This is a genomic window from Bradyrhizobium lablabi (assembly GCF_018129385.1).
GTDB classification, from domain to species: domain Bacteria; phylum Pseudomonadota; class Alphaproteobacteria; order Rhizobiales; family Xanthobacteraceae; genus Bradyrhizobium; species Bradyrhizobium lablabi_C.
In genome coordinates, this window is the sequence record NZ_JAFCLN010000001.1 from 83,521 (window position 1) to 102,169 (window position 18,649).

Consider the following 18,649-nt stretch of genomic DNA (forward strand, 5'->3'; position numbering starts at 1 on the left):
CCGCTTACTTCACCGGCTTGAAGCTCAGCGTTGCCGCATCGGCCTGCATGATCTGGAGCTTCTGGTTCGAGAAGCGCACGCCCGGGCCGAAGCTGATCGGCGCCATCACGCCGGTCTCGACATTCTTGGTATTCTCCAGCTCGGAGATGGTGCAGGCCCAGGTCGGCCGCTTGCCGCAGCGCTCGATCGCCGCGATCAGCACCTTTGCGGCGGCATAGCCGGTCATGGTGTAGCGGTTGATGCCCTTGAGCTCGGCTTCCGACACCAGCGGCTTGGCCTTTTCCAGGAACGCCTTGCCCGCTTCACCCGCGAACGGCTCGACATAGTCGACCGCGTAGATGCCGTCGCCGGCAGGTCCCATCAGCTTCAGCACCGGCTCGATGCGGCCGGGCCAGAAGATGCCGGTGACCGGCTTGACGTTCAGTTTTTCCAGCTCCTTCATCATCGCGATGTTCTCCGCGATGATGCCGCCGGCCAGGAACACTTCCGCGCCGGAATCCTTGAGCTGTAGCATGTCGGATGAAAAGTCCTGCTGGCCCTTCTTGTAATTGCCGCTGTAGACGACGTTCAGCTTCTTCGCCTTGACGACGCTGTCAAAACCGTCGCGCACGGTGATGCCGTAATCGTCGTCCTGGGTGATCAGGCCCCACTTCTTGCCGGGGTTCTTCTCGGCGAGGTAGTTGACGAGGTGGATGATGCCCTCCTCATAGGACTGGCCGACCACGAATACGTTCTTGCGCGCCGGCTCCCAGAGAAATTTCACCGGCGCGACGTCGATCACGGTGGGAATGCCGGATTTCTCCAGCACCGGCATGACAGCGATCGACTGGCCGGAACCGGACATGCCGAGCATCGCAAAAGCCTTGTCGACCTCGATCACCTTCTTGGCGCCCTGGATGGTGCGCGCGGTGACATAGCCGTCGTCTTCCAGCACATATTTGATCTTGCGGCCGTTGATGCCGCCGGCGCTGTTGGCTTCCGCGATTGCGATCTTGTGGCCGATCGAGGCGGCAACGCCGAGCAGGGCCGGCGGTCCCGTGAGCGGCTCGACGTCGCCGATCACGATCTCGGTGTCGGTGATGCCCTGCTGTGCGAGCGCCGGGCCGCCGACGAGCAGGGCGCTGGCGAACAATAGCGAAGCGGTGGTCAGATATTTTTTCATTCCCCTTCCTCCCTTGTGTTGTGTCGTTGATCAGTAGCGCAGCGGCCAGTGCACCCATGTCCGCCGGATATCGTGCCAGAGGCCGACCAGCCCGCGCGGCTGGAAGCGCAGGAACAGGATGATGACGAGGCCGTAGAGCATGCTCTTCAGCTCCTGCGCCCCGGTGGAGAACAGCGCGTCCATCTGCGCGCTGAACAGGCTGAAGACGAGGCGTGTGGCTTCCGGAAGCAGTACGATCAGCACGGTGCCGAGCACCGTGCCGAGCGCCGAGCCGAGCCCGCCGACGATCAGGATCGCCAGCGCCTCGATCGAGAGCAGGAACGGAAAGCCCTCGACGCTGACGAAGGAGAGATAAATGCCGTAGAGCGCACCCGAAATGCCGGTGATGAAGGCGGAGGTGACGAAGGCCAGCAGCTTGTAGGCATGCAGGTTGATGCCCATGACGCGGGCGGCGGTGTCGTTGTCGCGAATCGCGACAAAAGCGCGGCCGACCCTGCTGCGGCGAATGTTGAGCGTGGCGAACAGCGTAAGGATGGCAACGCCAAGGCAGAGCCAGGTGAAGGCCGTATCGCTGTCAAAACTGATGCCGAAGATTTCGGGACGCTGCACGGGGATGCCGCGGGCGCCGTTGGTGAGTGTGCGCGCTTCCAGGATCACGGTGTTGATGATGAAGGAGAACGCCAGCGTCGTGATGGCGAGGTAAAGGCCCTTCAGTCGCAGCGACGGCGCGCCGACGATCAGGCTGGCGATCGCCGGCACCACGCCGGCCCCGAGGAAGCCGACCAGCGGATGCATCTGATACTTCGAAACCAGCACCGCGTAGCCATAGGCGCCGGTGACGAGAAATCCGACATGGCCGAGCGAGATCAGCCCGGTGTAGCCGGTGAGGATGTTGAGGCCCAGCGTTCCGACCACGGTGATCAGGATGATCGTCACGAAGGAGAGCGCGTAGGCGTTCAGTGCATAGGGCGCGACGATCAGGGCGGCGACGGCTACCGCCGACCACAGCCAGACCGGCGGGGAATCCACCAGCGCAACGAGTTCGCCATAGGTTTGCTTGTAATCGCCGGTGCGCATCTGCCCTAGACCCTTTCGATGTCGCGTTCGCCGAAAATGCCGAAGGGCCGGATCATCAGCACCACGATGATCATCAGAAAGCCCGCGACCTCCTTCATGCCGGAGCCGAGATAGCCGCCGGCGAGGTTCTCGGTGATCCCGATCAGCAGCCCGCCGACGCCCGATCCGAGCACGGCGTCGAGCCCGCCGAGGATGGTGGCCGGGAAGGATTTCAGGCCAAGCTGGAACATCGCCGGCGACAGGTCATAGGAGATCGCGAAGAACACACCGGCGATGCCCGCAATGACGGAGGAGGCCGCCCAGGCCGCGGCGTGAACCCGCGGCGCGCTGATGCCCATCAGCAGGGCAGTGCGGTCGTCGGATGCGACGGCGCGCATCGCAACACCGAACTTGCTGTAGCGGAAGAACGCCCAGATCGCGGCCAGCAGCACCAGCAGGGTAGCAATGACGGCGATCTGTCCGGTACGCACGCCGATGTTGCCGACGCGGACGATGTTGCGGCCGAAGCCGACGTCGAGACCGTGCGGATAGGCGTCCCAGATGAAGTTGATGGAGGAGCGCAGGATCACCGCGAGCCCGATCGTCACCATCACGGTGGCGAATACCGGCTCACCCAGCATCGGCCGCATCACGACCCGCTCGATCAGGAGGCCCAGGATGACAGCGGCGACGATCGCGCCGATGGCGACGACGAAGAGGTTGCCGCTGACCGTGGTCGAGATGGTCCAGGCGATATAGGCCACGATCATGGTCATTTCGCCCTGCGCGAAATTGACGAGGCCGGTGGATTTGTAGATCACGGCAAATCCCATCGCGATCAGGCCGTAGATGGCGCCGATCGCAAGGCCCGAGATCAGGAGCTGGGTGAGATATTGCATCAGCCCTCCGCCGGATAGATGATCGCAAGCTCGCGCGCGAACTTCTTCTCGATCAGGGCGCGCCGGACCTTTTGGGTGGCCGTCAGCTCGCCGTCATCGTGGTCGAGTTCTTTTTCAAGGATCGCAAAGCGCCTGATGTTCTCGACCCGGGCAAAGCGCTTGTTGGTCTCGTTCACGATGCGCTCGACCAGTTCGTGCACCTCGGGCAATTGCGACAGCGACTTGTAGTTGGTGTAGGCGAGCGCCTTGTCGCGGGCCCAGCGGCCGACATTGTCGTAATCGACCTGAACGATCGCGCCGAGATACTTTTTGGCCTCGCCGACCACGATCGCTTCCTTGATGAACTCGGAATCCTTCAGTGCGTTCTCGATCTCCGAAGGCGCGATGTTCTTGCCGCCGGCGGTGATGATGATCGCCTTCTTGCGGTCGATCACCGCGATCTCGCCGTTGTCCAGCACCTCGACGATGTCGCCGGTGCGCAGCCATCCGCCGATTTCGAGCGAGGCGGTGGAGGCCTTCTCGTCGAGGAAATAGCCTTTGAATACGCCGGGATTCTTCAGGAGTATCTCGCCGTCGGTGTCGAGCTTCCATTCGGTCAGCGGCATCGGTAGGCCGCAACCGCCGATGCGGTGGTGACCTTCGATCTGGATGAACGCGACGCCGCCGCTTTCGGTGAGGCCGTAACCTTGCGACACCGGCCGGCCGATGATGTCGAAGAAGCGCAGCGTCTCCGGTGAGATCGATGCGCCGGCGCAGAGCCGGTGCCGGCTGTAGGCAAAGCCGAGATGCCGCTGCATGTTGCGGAACATGGCGAGGTAGAGCAGGGCATAGGCGAGGGCGTCGAACCATTGTCCGCTGCCATCCTGCCGGCGGTCCGACAGGGTGCGGCCCCAGGCGAGGCATTTTCTGGTGAACCACTGGCGCAGCCTGCCGCTTTCGCCGAGCCGGAACAGAAAACCCTGCTGCAGTTTTTCGTAGATGCGCGGCACGCCGACAAAGAAGGTCGGCGCGATCTCGCGGATGTTGAGCGCAACGGTGTCGATCGATTCGGCAAAGCTGACGGTGCCGCCCAGCACGAGCTGCGTTACGGCGCCGTAGCAGCGCTCCGCGACATGGCAGAGCGGCAGATAGCTTACCGCCTCGAACGGTTTGTCGGATATCCCGACCATCTCGGCATAGGTCCATGCCGCATAAACGAGATTGCGGTGGGTGAGCATCGCGCCCTTCGGCGGCCCGGTCGTGCCGGAGGTGTAGACGAGGATGCAGACGTCGTCGGGTGCACCTTGCGAAATCAGCCGGTCGAGCGTGGCTTCCACATCGGGATTGTCCCGCGCAAAGGCGCGGCCGCGTTCGCAGAGCTTTTCGAACGACATCAATTGCGACTGGCGATAGTTGCGCAAGCCCTTCATGTCGATGCAAACGATGGCTTCCAGTGCCGGCAGGCCCTCATTGTGGCTGATAGCATCGAACACCTTGTCGGTCTGCTCCTGGTCACCGGTGATGACCACGCGCGAGCCGGAATGCCGGACGATATATTGCAGCTCGGGCCATGGATTGGTCGGATAGATGCCGACCGCGACGGCACCGATCATCTGGGTGCCAAGGTCGGCATAAAACCATTCCGGGGTATTTTCGCCAGCGATCGCGACGCGGTCGCCCGGCTTGATGCCAAGCGACATCAGCCCCAGCGCGACGGCGCGCGCCGTCTCATAATAATGTCGCCAGGAATGGGGATTCCAGATGCCGTATTCCTTTTCGCGCAGCGCCAGCCTGTCGCCGTGCATGGCGGCGCGCTGGCGCAGCAATTGCGGAATGGTGATGGACGAATTCTGCAAGGCTGTGCGAAGCGAAGCCGCGCCTGCATCCTGCGCCGCTCTCGCCGGGCTCGCGACCGATGGCTGCGCCGTGCGCATGGTGTCGATGGCGGACATCAGGCGCTCGCCTTTGCGGCATCGCTGCGGTGGCCGCCGAGATAGGCTTCCGCCACCGCCGGATTTTGGCGTACTTCTTGCGGCGTGCCTTCCGCGATCTTGCGGCCGAAATTGAGCACATGCACGCGGTCGGAAATATCCATCACGATCCGCATCTCGTGCTCGATCATCAGCACGGTGATGCCGAGTTCGTCGCGGATATCGAGCACGAAGCGTGCGATGTCTTCGGTTTCCTCCTGGTTCATGCCGGAAACCATCTCGTCGAGCAGCAGCAGCTTCGGCTCGCAGGCGAGCGCGCGTGCCAGCTCGACGCGCTTCTGCTGTCCATAGGAGAGCGTGCCGACGATGGCGTCTCTGATGTGCTCGATCTCGAGGAATTCGATGATGTGCTCGACGCGCTGGCGCGCCGCGATCTCCTCGCGCCTGGTGCGGCCGATGAACAGCACGGCATCCAGCACGCCCGAGCGCAGATGGGTGTGGCGGCCGGTCAGAATGTTCTCGACCACGGTGCCGTGCTTGAACAGCGCGAGATTCTGAAAAGTGCGGCCGATGCCGAGCGCGGCAAAACGCCAGGGCGAGACCATCGAGAGATCGGTGCCGTCGAACACGATGCGGCCGCCGCTAGGCCTCAGCACGCCCGATATCATGTTGAACAGCGTGGTCTTGCCGGCGCCGTTCGGGCCGATCACGCTACAGATCTCACCTCGCGCCACGCTCAGGCTGACATCGGCGACTGCCTGGAGTCCGCCAAAGCGCTTGCCGAGGTTTTCGACGGTGAGAAGAACAGTCACGACAGCCACCTCTTGCGCCGCTTGTAGTGTTTGACGTCACGCAGGCTCTTGCGGCCCGAGGAGGAAACGCCGAGATAGAATTCCTGCACGTCCTCATTGGCGGTGAGCTTTTTCGCGGTGCCGTCGAGTACCACGCGGCCGGTTTCCAGGATGTAGCCGTAGTCCGCGATATCGAGCGCGCGCTGCGCGTTCTGCTCGACCAGCAGCACGGTCATCTTCATCTCGCTGCGCAGGCGCACGATCACCTCATAGATGCGGTCGATGATCAGCGGCGCGAGGCCGAGCGAGGGTTCGTCGAGCGCAAGCAGCACGGGATCGGTCATCAGCGCGCGGCCGATCGCCAGCATCTGCTGCTCGCCGCCGGACATGTAACCCGCGATCTGGTCGCGCCGCTCGAACAGGCGCGGGAACAGCGCAAACACCTTGTCGCGGCGTTCGCGCGCCTCGGCCCTGGTTTTGGTATAGCCGCCCATCTGCAAATTCTCTTCGATGGTGAGCGCGGGAAACACGCGCCGGCCCTCCGGCACCTGCACGATGCCGCGGCGCACCAGTTCATCGGGCGGAAGATGATGCACTTCCTCGTCGCGGAAGCGGATCGAGCCGTTCTCGACTTCGCCTTCTTCGGTATGGAGGATGCCGGACATTGCCTTGAGCAGCGTCGATTTGCCGGCGCCGTTGGAGCCGAGCAGCGCGACGATGCCGCCTTCGGGAACGGCGATGCTGACGTCGCGGATCGCCTCGATCGCACTATCGTAGACAATACGGATGTTGCGGAATTCGAGCAGGATCGATCCGTCGGGTCTTGCATGAGTGGGCGGCACCGGCGCCTGCGCGGGGATCGTCGTCGGCATCGCGCTTCAAGCCCGATTCGGCTGCGGCAAGCGCGGCCGGCTGGCGAGGATCGCATCGGTGACGAGTTTGGCGGTCTCGGCGCAAGCTTGCGTGCCGCCATTGCCGTACTGCTTGACGGCATCGCCGACGCACCACAGGCCCTCGATCCCGGTCTCGCGCGGCAGGTCGTAACCCGCACAGCTTCGCTGCGCCGGCCAGTCGTCGCGCATCACGCGGGTGGAAAGGATTTTGGCCTGGCCAAAATTCGGAAACTGCTCGCGCAGATCTTCCAGCGCCAGCGCCACTTCCGCATCCGAATCGAAGTCGCCGAGCGCGGGCACCGGCACGGCGTAGGCGACATAGAGATTCCAGCCCGGTGGCGCGAGCTCGGGGCAGGTGGCCGACAGATTGGCCATGTTGCAGAGCCGCCGCGTCTTGCCGAAGGTGACGATGCCGGGGTGAGCGATCAGCGGCTCGCGGCTGGCGATATTGATGACGATGTTGGCGGCCGGGCGGAGGTCGCGGCGGACCTGCTTGACATAGGCGGGCGGAAACGCAGCTTCGCCGCCAAGCGCAACGGTGGCCTTGGGGCCGGCATTGCTGATGACCAGGTCGGTATCGATCCTGATTTCGTTGCCGTCGCGGTGCACGGTGACGCCTTCGACACGGCCGTCAGCGCTGTGAATTTTCACCGCCGGCGTTTCGAGCCAGATGTCGCCATTGCGCCGGATGACGGACGCCAGCGAATTCCAGACCCCGATCGTCCCTTCGGGACAAAAGCCAAAGCGTTTGAACGCGCCCTTGCCGGTGAAATAGGTGAGAAACGCCCGCGCCGGCAATTCATTGGCATTGCAGGCGAAGATCGCCGCGCAGAGATTGCGGAAGAGGGCGTGCACCGTGGCATTGCTGGTGTAGGCCTTCAGCCAGTCCTCGGTCGACTGTCGTCCATCCGGCAGATTGCCGGAGCGAGCGTCCGCGAATTTTTCCAGGATGCGCGCGGCCTGTTTTGTCAGTTGCCCGAGCAGCAGGGACCAGCCGCCGCGGCCGACATCCACCAGCTTGCCGTCGATGAAGAAGGAACTTGCCGGCTCCGGCGCGCGGATGTTGAGGGGAGCGCCGACGGTGTGGAACGTCTCCTCAAAGACGCCGCCGAATTCGATGGCGATTGCGCCGATATTGACCTTGAAGCCGTCGATTTCCTCGGTCGAGGCGCGGCCGCCGATCCGCCTTTTGTCGTCGACGACAAGCGTATGCAACCCGGCATGCGCCAGCCGCGCCGCGGCGCAAAGCCCGCCGGCGCCGGCACCGATCACGACAGCATCCACCCGTTGCTCGGTCACAGATACTCCTCCCCGTGAGCCGCCGGTTGGTCCCGGGCGTGCCACTGGCTTGTTGGTTCGGAAGGATGATATTATAATCCGACCGGCCGTTCAAATAATTTTTTGAACGGTTCTTGGCAACTGAGCTGGATCAAGGACGGGCGCGGGCCGGGCGGTATGATAGTGAAGCGGCGAAGAGATTCGGGCGTCCTTGCAGACGGCCGGTCATGAGAGGTCCGTATGGCGCGCACGCGCTCTGAAAACTACGACGATATCCAGCAGGGGATATTGAATGCGGCCTGCGCGCTGTTCGCGCAGCAAGGATATATGCGCGCGTCCATCGCCGATCTTGCCGATGCCTGCCAGATCTCGCGCGGCGCGCTGTACCACTATTTCGATTCCAAGGAAGCGATCCTGTGCGCGATTCTCGACGCGCATGTGCGCCGGATGATCGCCGACGTCGAAACGGCGATGGCGCGGCAAACGAATAATCTCGACCGCTTCCGCGCCGCGATCCGTGCCATCGTCGAACTCAACGCGCGTTCGTCCAACGAACAGCGCCTGATCCTGAACGATCTGACGTTCCTGAGCGAAGCTGAGCAGACAGCCGTCAAGGCGCTGCAACGCCAACTCGTCGATACCGTGTCGGACCTGCTGATCCGGCTCGATACCGAGGGCAGGATCGTCAAGCGCTCGAAGAAGGTCTACACCATGATGCTGTTCGGCATGCTCAACTTCAGCCACACTTGGTACGATCCCAAGGGCGACATCGCGCCTCAGGAGTTTGCGGACATGGTGGTCGACCAGTTCCTGTATGGTTTTACGGCACCGGCCGCAAAAGCGGCGCCCGCCCGCAAGCAGCACGCGTGAATTTCCCGCATCGCAGGCGCCGATCCGATCGGCTGCTTCGCTCGATCGGCATTTTCCGGTCGACCGGGCCGGATAATTCGGCATAGATTGCGCGCTTCGGGCAACGAGCGAAAGTCGCAATCATGTTTCCGCCACCTCTGGTCAAGCTTGAAGAAGTCACCAACCGGCTGCGCGACACGCAAAAGCGCGTCGAGGTCTTGTGGCAGGAGCCGGAGTCGCTCGCATTCGTGGCGAGGGGCCGCGAATACCGCAGCGAGTTCCACATCAACGACAGTGATGAGTTCACGTACATGATCAAGGGTACGATGAACCTTCATTACCGCACGCCGGAGGGCAAGGAAGAGATCGTCGTGATCCCGGAAGGCTCGGTCAATTTCATGCCGGCGGGCACGCCGCATTCGCCGCGTTTTCCCCCCGACGCCTTTGCGCTGATCGTGGAGCGCGGGCGCCGCCAGAACGAGATAGACAAGTTTCAGTGGTTCTGCCCGAAATGCGATCACTTCCTGCACGAGGAAGAGTTCGTCGTATCCGACTATCGCGCCGATCCGGTCTCGCAGGCGTACCGGAATTTCTTCGAGAACGAGAAGGCCCGCACCTGCTCGTCCTGCGGCAACGTGATGCCGAAGCCGTAAGACCGGTAGAGCATGATCCGGAAAAGTGGAAACCGGTTTTCCGAAAAGATCATGCTCAAACAAGGAGATGAGGTTATGATGCGATTCCTTGTAATCGCATCATGATCCAGACCGGCGGTCAGCCGCGTGCACCGAGCAGACCGATCGCATTGGCGCGCGTGATCGCAGCCAGCGTGTCGGGCCCGACTTCGTGCGCGCCGAGCGACTTCAGGGCGTTGTCGATGATGACAGGGCCGGCATGCGGATAGTCGCTGCCGAAAACGACATGATCGGCCGCAGCAAAACGCAGCAGGCCGGGCAGGGTGTAGGAGTCCACCGAGAGCGCGACATCGAAGTAGAGCCGCTTGAGTTCGGCGATGACGCCGTCCGGCACGTTCCTCTTGAAGCGCTCCTGCGATTCCAGCCGCGCCAGTCTCGCCGCGAGGAAGGGAATCGTGCCTCCGGCATGCGAGAACAGGAACCGGATGTTGCGGTAGCGGGCGAATGTGCCGTTGAAAAGCATGCCCGCGATGGTCCGCGTCGTGTCGAACGGAAACTCCAGCGAGGCGGCCGGCAATCCGAGGCTTGCCGCCTGCGGTTCCGGCATCGCCGGATGAACGAAGACGATGGCGGAGCGCCGGTTCAATTCCTCCAGCACGGGTGTGAAGTCGGCTTCGCCAAGATAGCGCCCGGCGTAATTGGTCAGCAGGCAGAAGCCATCGCAAGACAGGTCGCCGAGGCAGTGGTCGATCTCGCCAAGGCTCGCATCGACGTCCGGCAGCGGCAGCGTTGCGAACGAGCCGAAGCGGCGCGGATGGTCTTGCATCAGCCTCGCCGCATATTCGTTGCAATGACGCGCCAACGCGGCACGTTCGTCCGGCGCTAATGTGCAGAGGCCGGGGGAGGAGAGCGAGAGGACCGCAAGTTCGACGGAAGCGCGGTCCATCGCCTCGATCGACTGTTCGGCGCTCCATTGCGGAATTTTGCCGGACACCAGCAGGCCCGCAATCGCATCCTCGCCGACGCGGTCGACATAGCGTGGCGGCAGGAAATGGTGATGGGTATCGATGACGCGCATCAGGAATGATCGAACATTGCGACGCAATCGATTTCCACGTTGACGCCGTCGCGGTGCGGCGTCCCGCCGACGCAGGTCCGCGTCGTTTTCTCTTCGCCGATCTCCTGACGGAAGACCTCGTTGAACTGCTTGAAATCCCCGACGTCGCGGAGAATGACGCGCATATTGACGACGTTCGAGAAATCGGCGCCCGCGGCGGCAAGAACGTTGCGCAGATTGGCCAGCGTGCGCCGCGCCTGGACCTCGATGCCGCCCTCGACGACCTGTTTCGTCTCCGGATCGAGCGGGCCCTGTCCGGATACGAAAAGCATGTTGCCGAAGCGGATGGCCTGGACGATCGGCGACGGCGTGGATCGGTCGGTAAAGCCGGTCACCGGCGCTGCGCTGGATGTTATGATTTTCTTTGGCATCGTGCCTCTCAAGTTTGAACTTCGCACGCGTTATAGGCGCATTGCCTACAATCGCTGCAAATTGCGCAAATGCAAGAAGCAGGCAAACAACGAGTTCGCCTGAAACGCGTGTTCTTGCGATTGCCTGAATGTTCGAAGTGCGGTCTTCTTGCAAACTTCGAAGTGTTTCGTCGCGCCATGCGAGCAAACAAAACGCATGGCAATCTCTCATTTCGATCTCGAGAACCGCGGCAACGCTTGCCTTTGACATTCAAATTTTGAACGCTTACAAATTGAATAATCACGAACGATTGTTCAATAGGCGAACATTGTTGTCCGCCTGCGATGGGAGTGCAGTATGAGTTCACGGGACTCGAGATCTGCCAGCTTGCGGGCAAGCGAGAGCATTTCATCCGGGCATCCCGACGCCATCTTCATCAACGGCAAATTCATCACGGCCGACGTCTCGTTCAGCGTTGCGAATGCGGTCGCCGTGCGCGGCGGACGTTTCCTCGCGGTCGGCTCGGCCGAAGACATCAGGTCGATGGCGGGACCCTCGACCACCATCGTCGATCTCAACGGCGCAACAGTGCTTCCCGGCCTGATCGACACGCACGCGCATGTCGAGCGGGCAGGGCTGCTGAAACATACGGTTCAGCTCAATGATGTCAGCACGGTAGCGCAGGCGCTGGCCCGTATATCCGAACACGCGGCGCAAATGCCGAAGGGGCGCTGGATTCGCGGCGGCCAATGGCACCCCATCTCGCAGCTTGCCGAAAAGCGCTTTCTCACCCGCGAGGAACTGGATCGCGCGGCGCCCAACAATCCGGTGTGCCTGCCGATCGGCCATTTCACGCTTGTGAACTCGGAAGCGCTGGCGCTGGCGGGCATCACCAAGGACACGCCCGATCCGGACGGCGGCATCATCCATCGCGACAAGACGACCGGCGAATGCAACGGCACGCTCGAGGAAGCGGCGGAAGACCTCGTTCACAATCTGCTGCCGGCCTGGTCGGAGGACGAGCAGGACGATCAGTTGAAATACGCGATGCAATATTTCAACGAGTTCGGCCTGACATCGGCGATCAGCGCCGCGGTCGATCCGGCCACCTTGCGGGCGCATCAGCGTGTGCGCCAGCGCGGGCAGGCAACCTTGCGCATCAGCGCGATGTATGCGCCGACCGGCGGCCTCAACCCGAGCATGACACTCGACGAATGGGAGCTGTTCTTCTCGCGGATCGGGGTGGCGTCGGATTTCGGCGATGATTGGTTGAGCTATTCGGGAGTCAAGCTTCAGATCGACGGCGGCATGACGCTGCGCACGGCCGCCATGCGCGACGGTTACCCTGACGATCGCAACTACAAGGGCACGATCGTGATCGAGCCGGCCCGCTTCAATGCGCTGGTCGCCACCGCCAACAGGTATGGCTGGCGGGTTGGCGTTCACGCGGTCGGCGATGCCGCGATCGATACCGTGCTCGACGCCTATGAACTGGCGGATGCCGAGCGATCCATCAAGGGCCGCCGCTTCATCGTCATCCACGGCAGCCTGATGCGCCGCGATCAGATGGAGCGCGCGCGAAAGCTGGACGTGCGGGTTGATGCGCAGACGTCGTTCCTGTGGGACAAGGCCGCCACCGTCGCGCGCTTCCTTGGCAAAGAGACCGCCGACCGCGCCTTCCCGATGCGGACGATGATCGACGTGATGGGACTGGACGCGGTCGCGCAAGGCACAGATTATCCGATCAATCTCGTCAATCCCTTCGTCAACATGTACGTCATGGTGACGCGCAAGGACAAGAACGGCGATGTCTTCGGCGCCGGTGAGCGGATTACGCGCGAGGAAGCCATCCGGCTCTATACGAGCTCGGCATCGCGCTATTCCTTCGCCGAGGAAAAGACCGGCACGATCGAGCCCGGCAAGTATGCCGATATGACGGTTATCTCCGACGACATCCTGACGGTGCCGGAGGAAGCGATCAAGGATATCGTCGCCGTCAGAACCATTGTCGAAGGCAATACCGTCTTCGAGCGCAGGGCAGGCAAGTAGCAGCTCGAATTCGGAGACGGGCATCCGGAAGGAAGGGACAGTGAGCGAGAGGCTTGGATTCGATCACGTTACGAAAATCTTCGAGGCGCCCGGCAGCGATACCGGCTTCGTTGCCTTCGACGACATCACCCTCGAAGCCTCGCCTTCCGAATTCCTTGCGATCGTCGGTCCGTCCGGCTGCGGCAAGTCGACCCTCCTGAAGATGGCCGCCGGCCTGATGCCTCCCACCAGGGGTAGGGTTCTGCTCGATGGCAAGCCGGTGTTCGATCCGCCGCCCGGAGTGGTCTACCTGTTCCAGCAATACGCCAAGTCGCTGTTTGCGTGGCGCACGGTGATCGACAATGTGATGTTTCCGCTCGAAGCCGCGCCGCGCAGCCAGCGCAATGAGTTGCGCGAGAAGTGCAGGGATTATCTCAAGCAAGTGGGGCTCTCGGGCTTCGAGGACAGCTATCCCTGGCAACTATCCGGCGGCATGCAGCAGCGCGTTGCCATCGCGCGCGCGCTGGCTGCCGATCCCCAGGTTCTCCTGCTCGACGAACCCTTCAGTGCGGTGGACGCGCTCACCAGGATGGAATTGCAGTCGCTGGTGCTACAGCTCTGGGAGCGCCGGAAATTCACCGCGATCCTGGTAACGCACGATGTGGAGGAGGCGATCTTCCTGGCCGATCGTGTTGCCGTACTCGGCGCCAAGCCGACCGCGCTGAAGGAGATCATCGACGTCGGCCTGCCGCGGCCGCGGGATCAGCTCACCACGCGCGAGGATCCGCGCTTCCTGAAGCTTCGCCATCATCTCACCAGTTTGCTGCTGGCCAGGAACCCCGCTCATGTCGCAGCGGTCTGAGGTCTATCGCACCAGCCTTCTCGGATTGCTGTCGCCGGCGATCGTGCTGTCGGTCTGGGAATCCGCGGGCGCGCTGGGCTGGATCAATCCGATCCTGCTGCCGCGGCCTTCGCAGATCGTCTGGTCGCTGGTCGAACTTGTCGCCGACGGCGCGGTGTTTCCGCCGCTGCTGTACACCATCGCGTTGTTCGTTGTCGGTTATGCGATCGCCAGCATTCTCGGCATCGCCATCGGAGTGGCGATGGCGACTTCGGAAACCCTTTACGGGCTTCTCGAACCGCTGGTGGAGATCCTGCGCCCGATCCCGAAATCCGCGCTGGTGCCGGTCCTTTTCCTGTTCCTCGGCATCGGCAAGACCACCATGATCACGGTGGTCGTGCTGGCCGCCGTGTTTCCCGTGCTGATCAGCACGTTCCAGGGCGTGCGCGGGCTCGATCCCGTACTGCTGGAAACCGCGCGAACCTTCCAGGTTTCCCGGATGCGCACCATCTTCTCGATCATCCTTCCGGCTTCGCTGCCGATGATCCTTGCAGGCATGCGGGTGGCGCTAGGCCTCGGTCTTGTTCTTGTCATTCTCGCCGAAATGCTCGCTGGCGAGGACGGCATTGGTTTTCGTATCCTCGACCTTCAGCGCGCGTTCCAGATCCGCGAGATGTTCGCCTGGATCTTTGTCCTGGTCGCGCTGGGCGGCGGGTTGATGATGCTTTTCGATCTCATCGAGAGGACCCTGGTGCCGTGGCGGGGCAAAACCTAGGAGGGCTACATGCGTAAGGCGTTCATGATCGGTTTGGCTGTGCTGGGATTTTTCGTCCTGTCACCGCAACGTGCAACTGCGGCTGACCTCGAAAAGTTACGCGTCAGCATCATCCCCATCAACGACGTGGCGCCGCTGTTCGTCGCCATTCAGAACGGCTATTTCCGCGATCTCGGGTTGGAGATCGACACCACGCCGTCGGCGGGCGGCGCGGCCGGCATACCCGGCCTGATCGGTGGCAGCTTCGACATCGTCTACGGCAATGTCGTCTCGGTGCTGCTGGCGTCCCAGCAGGGCCTCGACGTCAAGGTCATCGCGCCGGGCACCAAGGTGTCGGCCCGGGACACCGACACCACGCCGATTCTCGTCAGAAGCGATTCCGGTATCAAGAACGGCAAGGATCTCGAAGGCAAGAGCATCTCCGTCAACACGCGCAACAACGTGATCTGGCTCTATGCACGGGCCTGGATCAAGGCGACCGGCGGCGATCCGGACAAGGTCACCTTCAAGGAGATTCCGTTCCCGCAGGTCGAGGACGCGCTGCGCCAGGGGCGGGTCGATGCTTCCTTTCTGGTGGCGCCGTTTTCCATCGTGTCCCGCCAGAAGCCGGGCCTGACGGCGATTGCCAATCCCTATTCGGACATCCAGCTCGGCGTCGATGTTGGGCAGTACATCACGACCGGTAAACTGTTGTCGGCGAAACCGGAGACGATCAAGAAGTTTGTCGCGGGTTTGCGCAAGGGGGTTGAATGGTTCAACGCCAACCCGAGCAGCGACGCGCTTCTCACCATGATCAGCGGCTACACCAAGACGGACGCCTCGATCCTGAAATCGATCGCGCTGCCGGCCATGCCGCTCCATACCGATCTTCCACAGGTGAAGAAGACGATGGAGCTGATGATCGAGAACAAGCTTCTCCCCGGACCGCTTGATCTCTCGAAAATCATCGATCCAATCGCGCTCTGAGGAACGGAACGCCAAGGGATGTCGGTGGTAGGCACATTGGAGGGCGCCTCGTCAAAACCGAGCGCCGCCGGATCGATCCGGCGGCGGCTGGGACCGCGCCTATACGGCGTGCTTCTGATCGCCGCCATCTTGCTGTTCTGGGAAGTCTCATCGCGGCTCGGCTGGATCGTCAGCGCCTACTGGCCGCCGGTGACGAAGATCCTGTGGGCTGCGATTTCGCAGCTCGGGGGAGGCGACATTCTGGTGTCGCTCGCGGCGACCTTGCGCAGGGCCCTGACCGGATATGCGATAGGTTCGGTCCTCGGCATTGCGCTCGGCATCCTGCTCGGCAAGAGCAAGGTGCTCCGCATAGCGCTGTTGCCGCTGATCGAGATCGTGCGCCCGATTCCGACGCCGGCGGTGATCCCTCCGCTGATCCTGTTCCTCGGCGTCGATGATGCGCTCAAGATATTTGCGATTTCCCTCGCGACGTTCTTTCCCGTCTTCACCAACACCTTTGCCGGCGTCGCCACTGTCGATGACACGCTGATCCAGACGGCACGCACGTTTCGAACCAGTTGGGCGCGAACGCTGCTGAGGGTAGTCCTTCCGGCTACGCTGCCCGCCATCGCTGCCGGCCTGCGCACGGCCACAAGCCTTGCGCTGGTGGTCGCCGTGGTGTCGGAGATGGTCGCCGGCTCGAGCGGCATCGGCTACTACCTGGTCGAGATGCAGTACGCGCTGCGGCCCGATTTGATGTATGCGGCCGTCATGTACCTCGCCATCACCGGCTATGCCGTCAACCGGCTGTTCCTCGTGCTGGAAGCGCGCCTGATCCCCTGGATGGGAAAAACCTGACACGTTTGGTCGAAGCAGGAGACAAGATGTTTGTCGTCGCACGTGGCATCGTTTGCGCATTATTGATCGTATGCTCGGTGCCATGCCGGGCGGCCGAGCCGGCAACGCTTCGCGTTAGCGTCATTCCGACATCCGTCCTCGCGCCGCTCTATGCCGGCATCAAGTACGGGTATTTCAAGGAAGAAGGCCTGAACATCGATCTTGCCCCGACCGCCGGCGGCGCAATCGGAATTCCCGGCCTGGTCGGAGGCTCCTATGATATCGCCTTCAGCAACAATGTCTCCGCGCTTTCCGCCGTTGCGCAAGGCATCGACGTGCAATTGCTGGCCCCGTTCCCCGAAGGCGCGGCCGACGAAACGGCCGTCATCGCGCGCAAGGGCGAGGGCATCAAGACCGGCCGCGACCTCGCGGGCAAGACCGTTGCCGTCAACACCAACCGGAACGTGATCTGGCTGTATGTCCGCGAATGGATCCGCAAGACCGGCGGCGATCCCGCCCAGGTAACGTTCCGCGAGGTCGCCTTTCCCCAGATGATCGACGCGCTCAAGCAGAAGCAGATCGACGCGGCCTTCCAGATCAATGTGTTCGTCATCGCCGCCGGCAAGGACCCGGCGCTCGAAATCGTCTCTTTTCCGTATCGGGAAGTGCAGCCGAAGGTGCAGCCGTCGCAGTTTCTTGCGACGCGCAAGTTCATCGAAGGCAACAAGGACAAGGTCGCCCGTTTCCTGAAAGCGCTGAAACGCGGCAATGAATGGTTCGACGCGCATATCGGCAAGGACGAGCTGTTCAGCCTGGTGGCCGAATTCACAAAACTTCCCGAGGCCGTCGTCAGGGAGATGAAGTTCCAGCCCGTCGCGAAGAAGGTGGACGCCGACGAACTGGAGAAGACCAGGGATTTGATGAAGCGGGAAGGGCTACTGAAAGCGGACGTGGATGTGAAGAAAATGATCTACGCCGAGTAATCGACCGCGGCGCCGGCCAATAATTAGAGAATAACAGGGAGCGCAGCCCAATGACACGATTCAGGTCGCATCGCAGGCCATGGCAATGGCCGGGAAAACAGAAAATCGCATTCTCGATCGGTATGGCCTTCGAGGCTTTTGACTTCCAGTCCCAATACCGGACGCGCGACACGCCCGGCAAGGTAAACCCGCTGTCGCTTTCCTACGCCGAATACGGCGCAAAGGTCGGCGGTTGGCGGCTGCTCGAACTGTTCGACGAGTTCGGCATCAAGTCGCATATCTCGACCAATGGTCTGGCGGCGCAGCGTCATCCGGAGTTTCTGTCCACCGCGGTCAAGGAAGGGCACGAGGTCGTCGGACATGGCTGGGTGAACGACCGGATGTTCTCCTCGGACAATCCGGAGGCCGAGCGCAAGGACATCAAGGACACCACCGAAGCGATTGAAAAAGCAACAGGCGCGCCGCCGATGGGCTGGGCAAGTCCGGGCGCAAGCCCGACCTCCAATACGTTCGGACTGCTATGCGAAACAGGCTACGGCTGGTGCGGCGACGACGCCAGCGACGACATCCCGTTCGTGGAGAAGGTCGGCAACAAATCGCTGGTGATCCTTCCGCAGACCAACGCCCAGCACAACGACATGCAGATTTTCCTCGGCCCGAAGAATCCGCCATCGATCATCTGGGAAGGATTCAAGCAGTCGTTCGATCTGCTGTATCGCGAGGGCGGCGAGGGACATCCCGGCTGGACGGAAATCATCCTGCATTGCCACATCGGCGGCCGTCCGATCCTGAACGACACCATCAGGCAATGCCTCGACTACGTCAGGAGTCACGATCAGGTCTGGTGCACCACCAGGAACGAGATCGCCAAATGGGCGACCGTCATGGATGGACGGCAGGAGCAGCCGGCCCAGCGCGCCGGCTGAAGTACGTTCATGCCTCACCTTGTGATCGAATATTCCAGTGACGCATTAGGTGAAGCCGGAGTCGCCAGTTTGATGGAACGGCTGTTTCAGGCTGCATCGCAAACCGGCGTGATGAAGCCGGAGGACATCAAGGTGAGGGCACGCAGCTATGACGATTTTCTGGTCGCCGGCCGGAAAGACAGTTTTGTGCACCTCTCCGTATATCTGCTGGCGGGAAGGACGTCGGAGCACAAGGTGAAGTTAAGCGAGCAGCTTCGGTCAACCATGGTGGAGCTGTGCCCGGACGTTGTCAGCTTGAGCGTCGATATCAGGGATATGGATCCGGTCGCCTACAAGAAACGCCTGAAATGATCCTGCGTGCGATCGGGCAGTAAGG

Annotated in this window: 19 protein-coding genes; 10 read left to right on the top strand and 9 right to left on the bottom strand. The window is 62.1% G+C overall.

The features are described from left to right. Window positions 1-4 precede the first annotated feature (4 nt). From JQ628_RS00400 to JQ628_RS00430, 7 genes are read right to left on the bottom strand one after another with little or no spacing between them, the layout of a single operon-like run. Window positions 5-1,162, bottom strand: a complete 1,158-nt coding sequence (locus JQ628_RS00400; RefSeq protein WP_212217535.1) for an ABC transporter substrate-binding protein — start codon at window positions 1,160-1,162, stop codon at window positions 5-7. 30 nt (window positions 1,163-1,192) lie between these two features. Continuing rightward, window positions 1,193-2,239, bottom strand: a complete 1,047-nt coding sequence (locus JQ628_RS00405; RefSeq protein WP_212217538.1) for a branched-chain amino acid ABC transporter permease — start codon at window positions 2,237-2,239, stop codon at window positions 1,193-1,195. Window positions 2,240-2,244: 5 nt separating this feature from the next. Beyond that, window positions 2,245-3,117 carry a branched-chain amino acid ABC transporter permease gene (locus JQ628_RS00410; RefSeq protein ID WP_212217540.1) on the bottom strand — a complete coding sequence of 291 codons (873 nt, stop codon included), beginning with the start codon at window positions 3,115-3,117 and terminating at the stop codon, window positions 2,245-2,247. Beyond that, window positions 3,117-5,048 carry an AMP-dependent synthetase/ligase gene (locus JQ628_RS00415; protein WP_212217542.1) on the bottom strand — a complete coding sequence of 644 codons (1,932 nt, stop codon included), beginning with the start codon at window positions 5,046-5,048 and terminating at the stop codon, window positions 3,117-3,119. Before JQ628_RS00415 ends, JQ628_RS00410 begins: the two co-directional genes overlap by 1 nt. Continuing rightward, the gene (locus tag JQ628_RS00420) at window positions 5,048-5,839 is read right to left on the bottom strand and encodes an ABC transporter ATP-binding protein (RefSeq protein ID WP_212217544.1); all 792 of its coding nucleotides are present in this window, start codon (window positions 5,837-5,839) and stop codon (window positions 5,048-5,050) included. The genes JQ628_RS00415 and JQ628_RS00420 overlap by 1 nt, the downstream gene beginning before the upstream one ends. Continuing rightward, window positions 5,836-6,690: an ABC transporter ATP-binding protein gene (locus tag JQ628_RS00425; RefSeq protein WP_249127373.1), complete on the bottom strand. Its 855-nt coding sequence runs from the start codon at window positions 6,688-6,690 to the stop codon at window positions 5,836-5,838. The genes JQ628_RS00420 and JQ628_RS00425 overlap by 4 nt, the downstream gene beginning before the upstream one ends. Before the next feature lie 6 nt (window positions 6,691-6,696). Continuing rightward, on the bottom strand, window positions 6,697-8,010 hold the full coding sequence (locus JQ628_RS00430) for a phytoene desaturase family protein (RefSeq protein ID WP_349627998.1): 1,314 nt from the start codon (window positions 8,008-8,010) through the stop codon (window positions 6,697-6,699). Between the two features lie 219 nt (window positions 8,011-8,229). On the opposite strand from JQ628_RS00430, the gene JQ628_RS00435 reads away from it, so the two are divergent. Together JQ628_RS00435 and JQ628_RS00440 are read left to right on the top strand one after the other, a co-directional pair. Continuing rightward, a complete protein-coding gene (locus JQ628_RS00435) occupies window positions 8,230-8,859 on the top strand; it encodes a TetR/AcrR family transcriptional regulator (RefSeq protein ID WP_212217548.1) in 630 nt (209 codons plus the stop codon). 122 nt (window positions 8,860-8,981) lie between these two features. After that, a complete protein-coding gene (locus JQ628_RS00440) occupies window positions 8,982-9,491 on the top strand; it encodes a 3-hydroxyanthranilate 3,4-dioxygenase (protein WP_249127374.1) in 510 nt (169 codons plus the stop codon). 118 nt (window positions 9,492-9,609) lie between these two features. On the opposite strand, the gene JQ628_RS00445 is transcribed toward JQ628_RS00440, so the two are convergent. Both JQ628_RS00445 and JQ628_RS00450 read right to left on the bottom strand, forming a co-directional pair. Further along, complete coding sequence (locus JQ628_RS00445) at window positions 9,610-10,548, bottom strand: amidohydrolase family protein (RefSeq protein WP_212217550.1); 939 nt, start codon at window positions 10,546-10,548, stop codon at window positions 9,610-9,612. Continuing rightward, window positions 10,548-10,958, bottom strand: coding sequence for a RidA family protein (locus JQ628_RS00450; RefSeq protein WP_212217552.1), 411 nt, complete (start codon window positions 10,956-10,958; stop codon window positions 10,548-10,550). Before JQ628_RS00450 ends, JQ628_RS00445 begins: the two co-directional genes overlap by 1 nt. Window positions 10,959-11,295: 337 nt before the next feature. Here JQ628_RS00450 and JQ628_RS00455 point away from each other — a divergent pair, with 337 nt between their 5' ends. From JQ628_RS00455 to JQ628_RS00490, 8 genes are read left to right on the top strand one after another with little or no spacing between them, the layout of a single operon-like run. Then, window positions 11,296-12,987 (top strand): amidohydrolase, encoded by a 1,692-nt coding sequence (locus tag JQ628_RS00455; protein WP_212217555.1) that lies wholly within the window; start codon window positions 11,296-11,298, stop codon window positions 12,985-12,987. 40 nt (window positions 12,988-13,027) lie between these two features. Then, window positions 13,028-13,828, top strand: a complete 801-nt coding sequence (locus tag JQ628_RS00460) for an ABC transporter ATP-binding protein (RefSeq protein WP_349627999.1) — start codon at window positions 13,028-13,030, stop codon at window positions 13,826-13,828. After that, on the top strand, window positions 13,812-14,582 hold the full coding sequence (locus JQ628_RS00465; protein ID WP_212217557.1) for an ABC transporter permease: 771 nt from the start codon (window positions 13,812-13,814) through the stop codon (window positions 14,580-14,582). Before JQ628_RS00460 ends, JQ628_RS00465 begins: the two co-directional genes overlap by 17 nt. 9 nt (window positions 14,583-14,591) lie before the next feature. Then, entirely contained in the window at window positions 14,592-15,548 is a 957-nt protein-coding gene (locus tag JQ628_RS00470; RefSeq protein WP_212217559.1) for an ABC transporter substrate-binding protein, read from the top strand. 18 nt (window positions 15,549-15,566) lie between these two features. After that, window positions 15,567-16,385, top strand: a complete 819-nt coding sequence (locus tag JQ628_RS00475; RefSeq protein WP_212217561.1) for an ABC transporter permease — start codon at window positions 15,567-15,569, stop codon at window positions 16,383-16,385. Window positions 16,386-16,411: 26 nt separating this feature from the next. After that, window positions 16,412-17,347, top strand: a complete 936-nt coding sequence (locus JQ628_RS00480; RefSeq protein WP_212217563.1) for an ABC transporter substrate-binding protein — start codon at window positions 16,412-16,414, stop codon at window positions 17,345-17,347. Between the two features lie 50 nt (window positions 17,348-17,397). After that, window positions 17,398-18,273, top strand: a complete 876-nt coding sequence (locus JQ628_RS00485; RefSeq protein ID WP_212217565.1) for a polysaccharide deacetylase family protein — start codon at window positions 17,398-17,400, stop codon at window positions 18,271-18,273. Window positions 18,274-18,282: 9 nt separating this feature from the next. Then, window positions 18,283-18,624: a 5-carboxymethyl-2-hydroxymuconate Delta-isomerase gene (locus tag JQ628_RS00490; protein WP_212217568.1), complete on the top strand. Its 342-nt coding sequence runs from the start codon at window positions 18,283-18,285 to the stop codon at window positions 18,622-18,624. Window positions 18,625-18,649: the final 25 nt, after the last annotated feature.

What these genes read in the sequence shown, in the direction of transcription:
- JQ628_RS00425 (WP_249127373.1), bottom strand. Translation starts at nt 6,690, where the DNA reads ATGCCGACGACGATCCCCGCGCAGGCGCCGGTGCCGCCCACTCATGCA.
- JQ628_RS00410 (WP_212217540.1), bottom strand. Translation starts at nt 3,117, where the DNA reads ATGCAATATCTCACCCAGCTCCTGATCTCGGGCCTTGCGATCGGCGCC.
- JQ628_RS00475 (WP_212217561.1), top strand. Translation starts at nt 15,567, where the DNA reads ATGTCGGTGGTAGGCACATTGGAGGGCGCCTCGTCAAAACCGAGCGCC.
- JQ628_RS00465 (WP_212217557.1), top strand. Translation starts at nt 13,812, where the DNA reads ATGTCGCAGCGGTCTGAGGTCTATCGCACCAGCCTTCTCGGATTGCTG.
- JQ628_RS00440 (WP_249127374.1), top strand. Translation starts at nt 8,982, where the DNA reads ATGTTTCCGCCACCTCTGGTCAAGCTTGAAGAAGTCACCAACCGGCTG.
- JQ628_RS00485 (WP_212217565.1), top strand. Translation starts at nt 17,398, where the DNA reads ATGACACGATTCAGGTCGCATCGCAGGCCATGGCAATGGCCGGGAAAA.
- JQ628_RS00470 (WP_212217559.1), top strand. Translation starts at nt 14,592, where the DNA reads ATGCGTAAGGCGTTCATGATCGGTTTGGCTGTGCTGGGATTTTTCGTC.
- JQ628_RS00455 (WP_212217555.1), top strand. Translation starts at nt 11,296, where the DNA reads ATGAGTTCACGGGACTCGAGATCTGCCAGCTTGCGGGCAAGCGAGAGC.
- JQ628_RS00445 (WP_212217550.1), bottom strand. Translation starts at nt 10,548, where the DNA reads ATGCGCGTCATCGATACCCATCACCATTTCCTGCCGCCACGCTATGTC.
- JQ628_RS00415 (WP_212217542.1), bottom strand. Translation starts at nt 5,048, where the DNA reads ATGTCCGCCATCGACACCATGCGCACGGCGCAGCCATCGGTCGCGAGC.
- JQ628_RS00480 (WP_212217563.1), top strand. Translation starts at nt 16,412, where the DNA reads ATGTTTGTCGTCGCACGTGGCATCGTTTGCGCATTATTGATCGTATGC.
- JQ628_RS00490 (WP_212217568.1), top strand. Translation starts at nt 18,283, where the DNA reads ATGCCTCACCTTGTGATCGAATATTCCAGTGACGCATTAGGTGAAGCC.
- JQ628_RS00405 (WP_212217538.1), bottom strand. Translation starts at nt 2,239, where the DNA reads ATGCGCACCGGCGATTACAAGCAAACCTATGGCGAACTCGTTGCGCTG.
- JQ628_RS00400 (WP_212217535.1), bottom strand. Translation starts at nt 1,162, where the DNA reads ATGAAAAAATATCTGACCACCGCTTCGCTATTGTTCGCCAGCGCCCTG.
- JQ628_RS00450 (WP_212217552.1), bottom strand. Translation starts at nt 10,958, where the DNA reads ATGCCAAAGAAAATCATAACATCCAGCGCAGCGCCGGTGACCGGCTTT.
- JQ628_RS00435 (WP_212217548.1), top strand. Translation starts at nt 8,230, where the DNA reads ATGGCGCGCACGCGCTCTGAAAACTACGACGATATCCAGCAGGGGATA.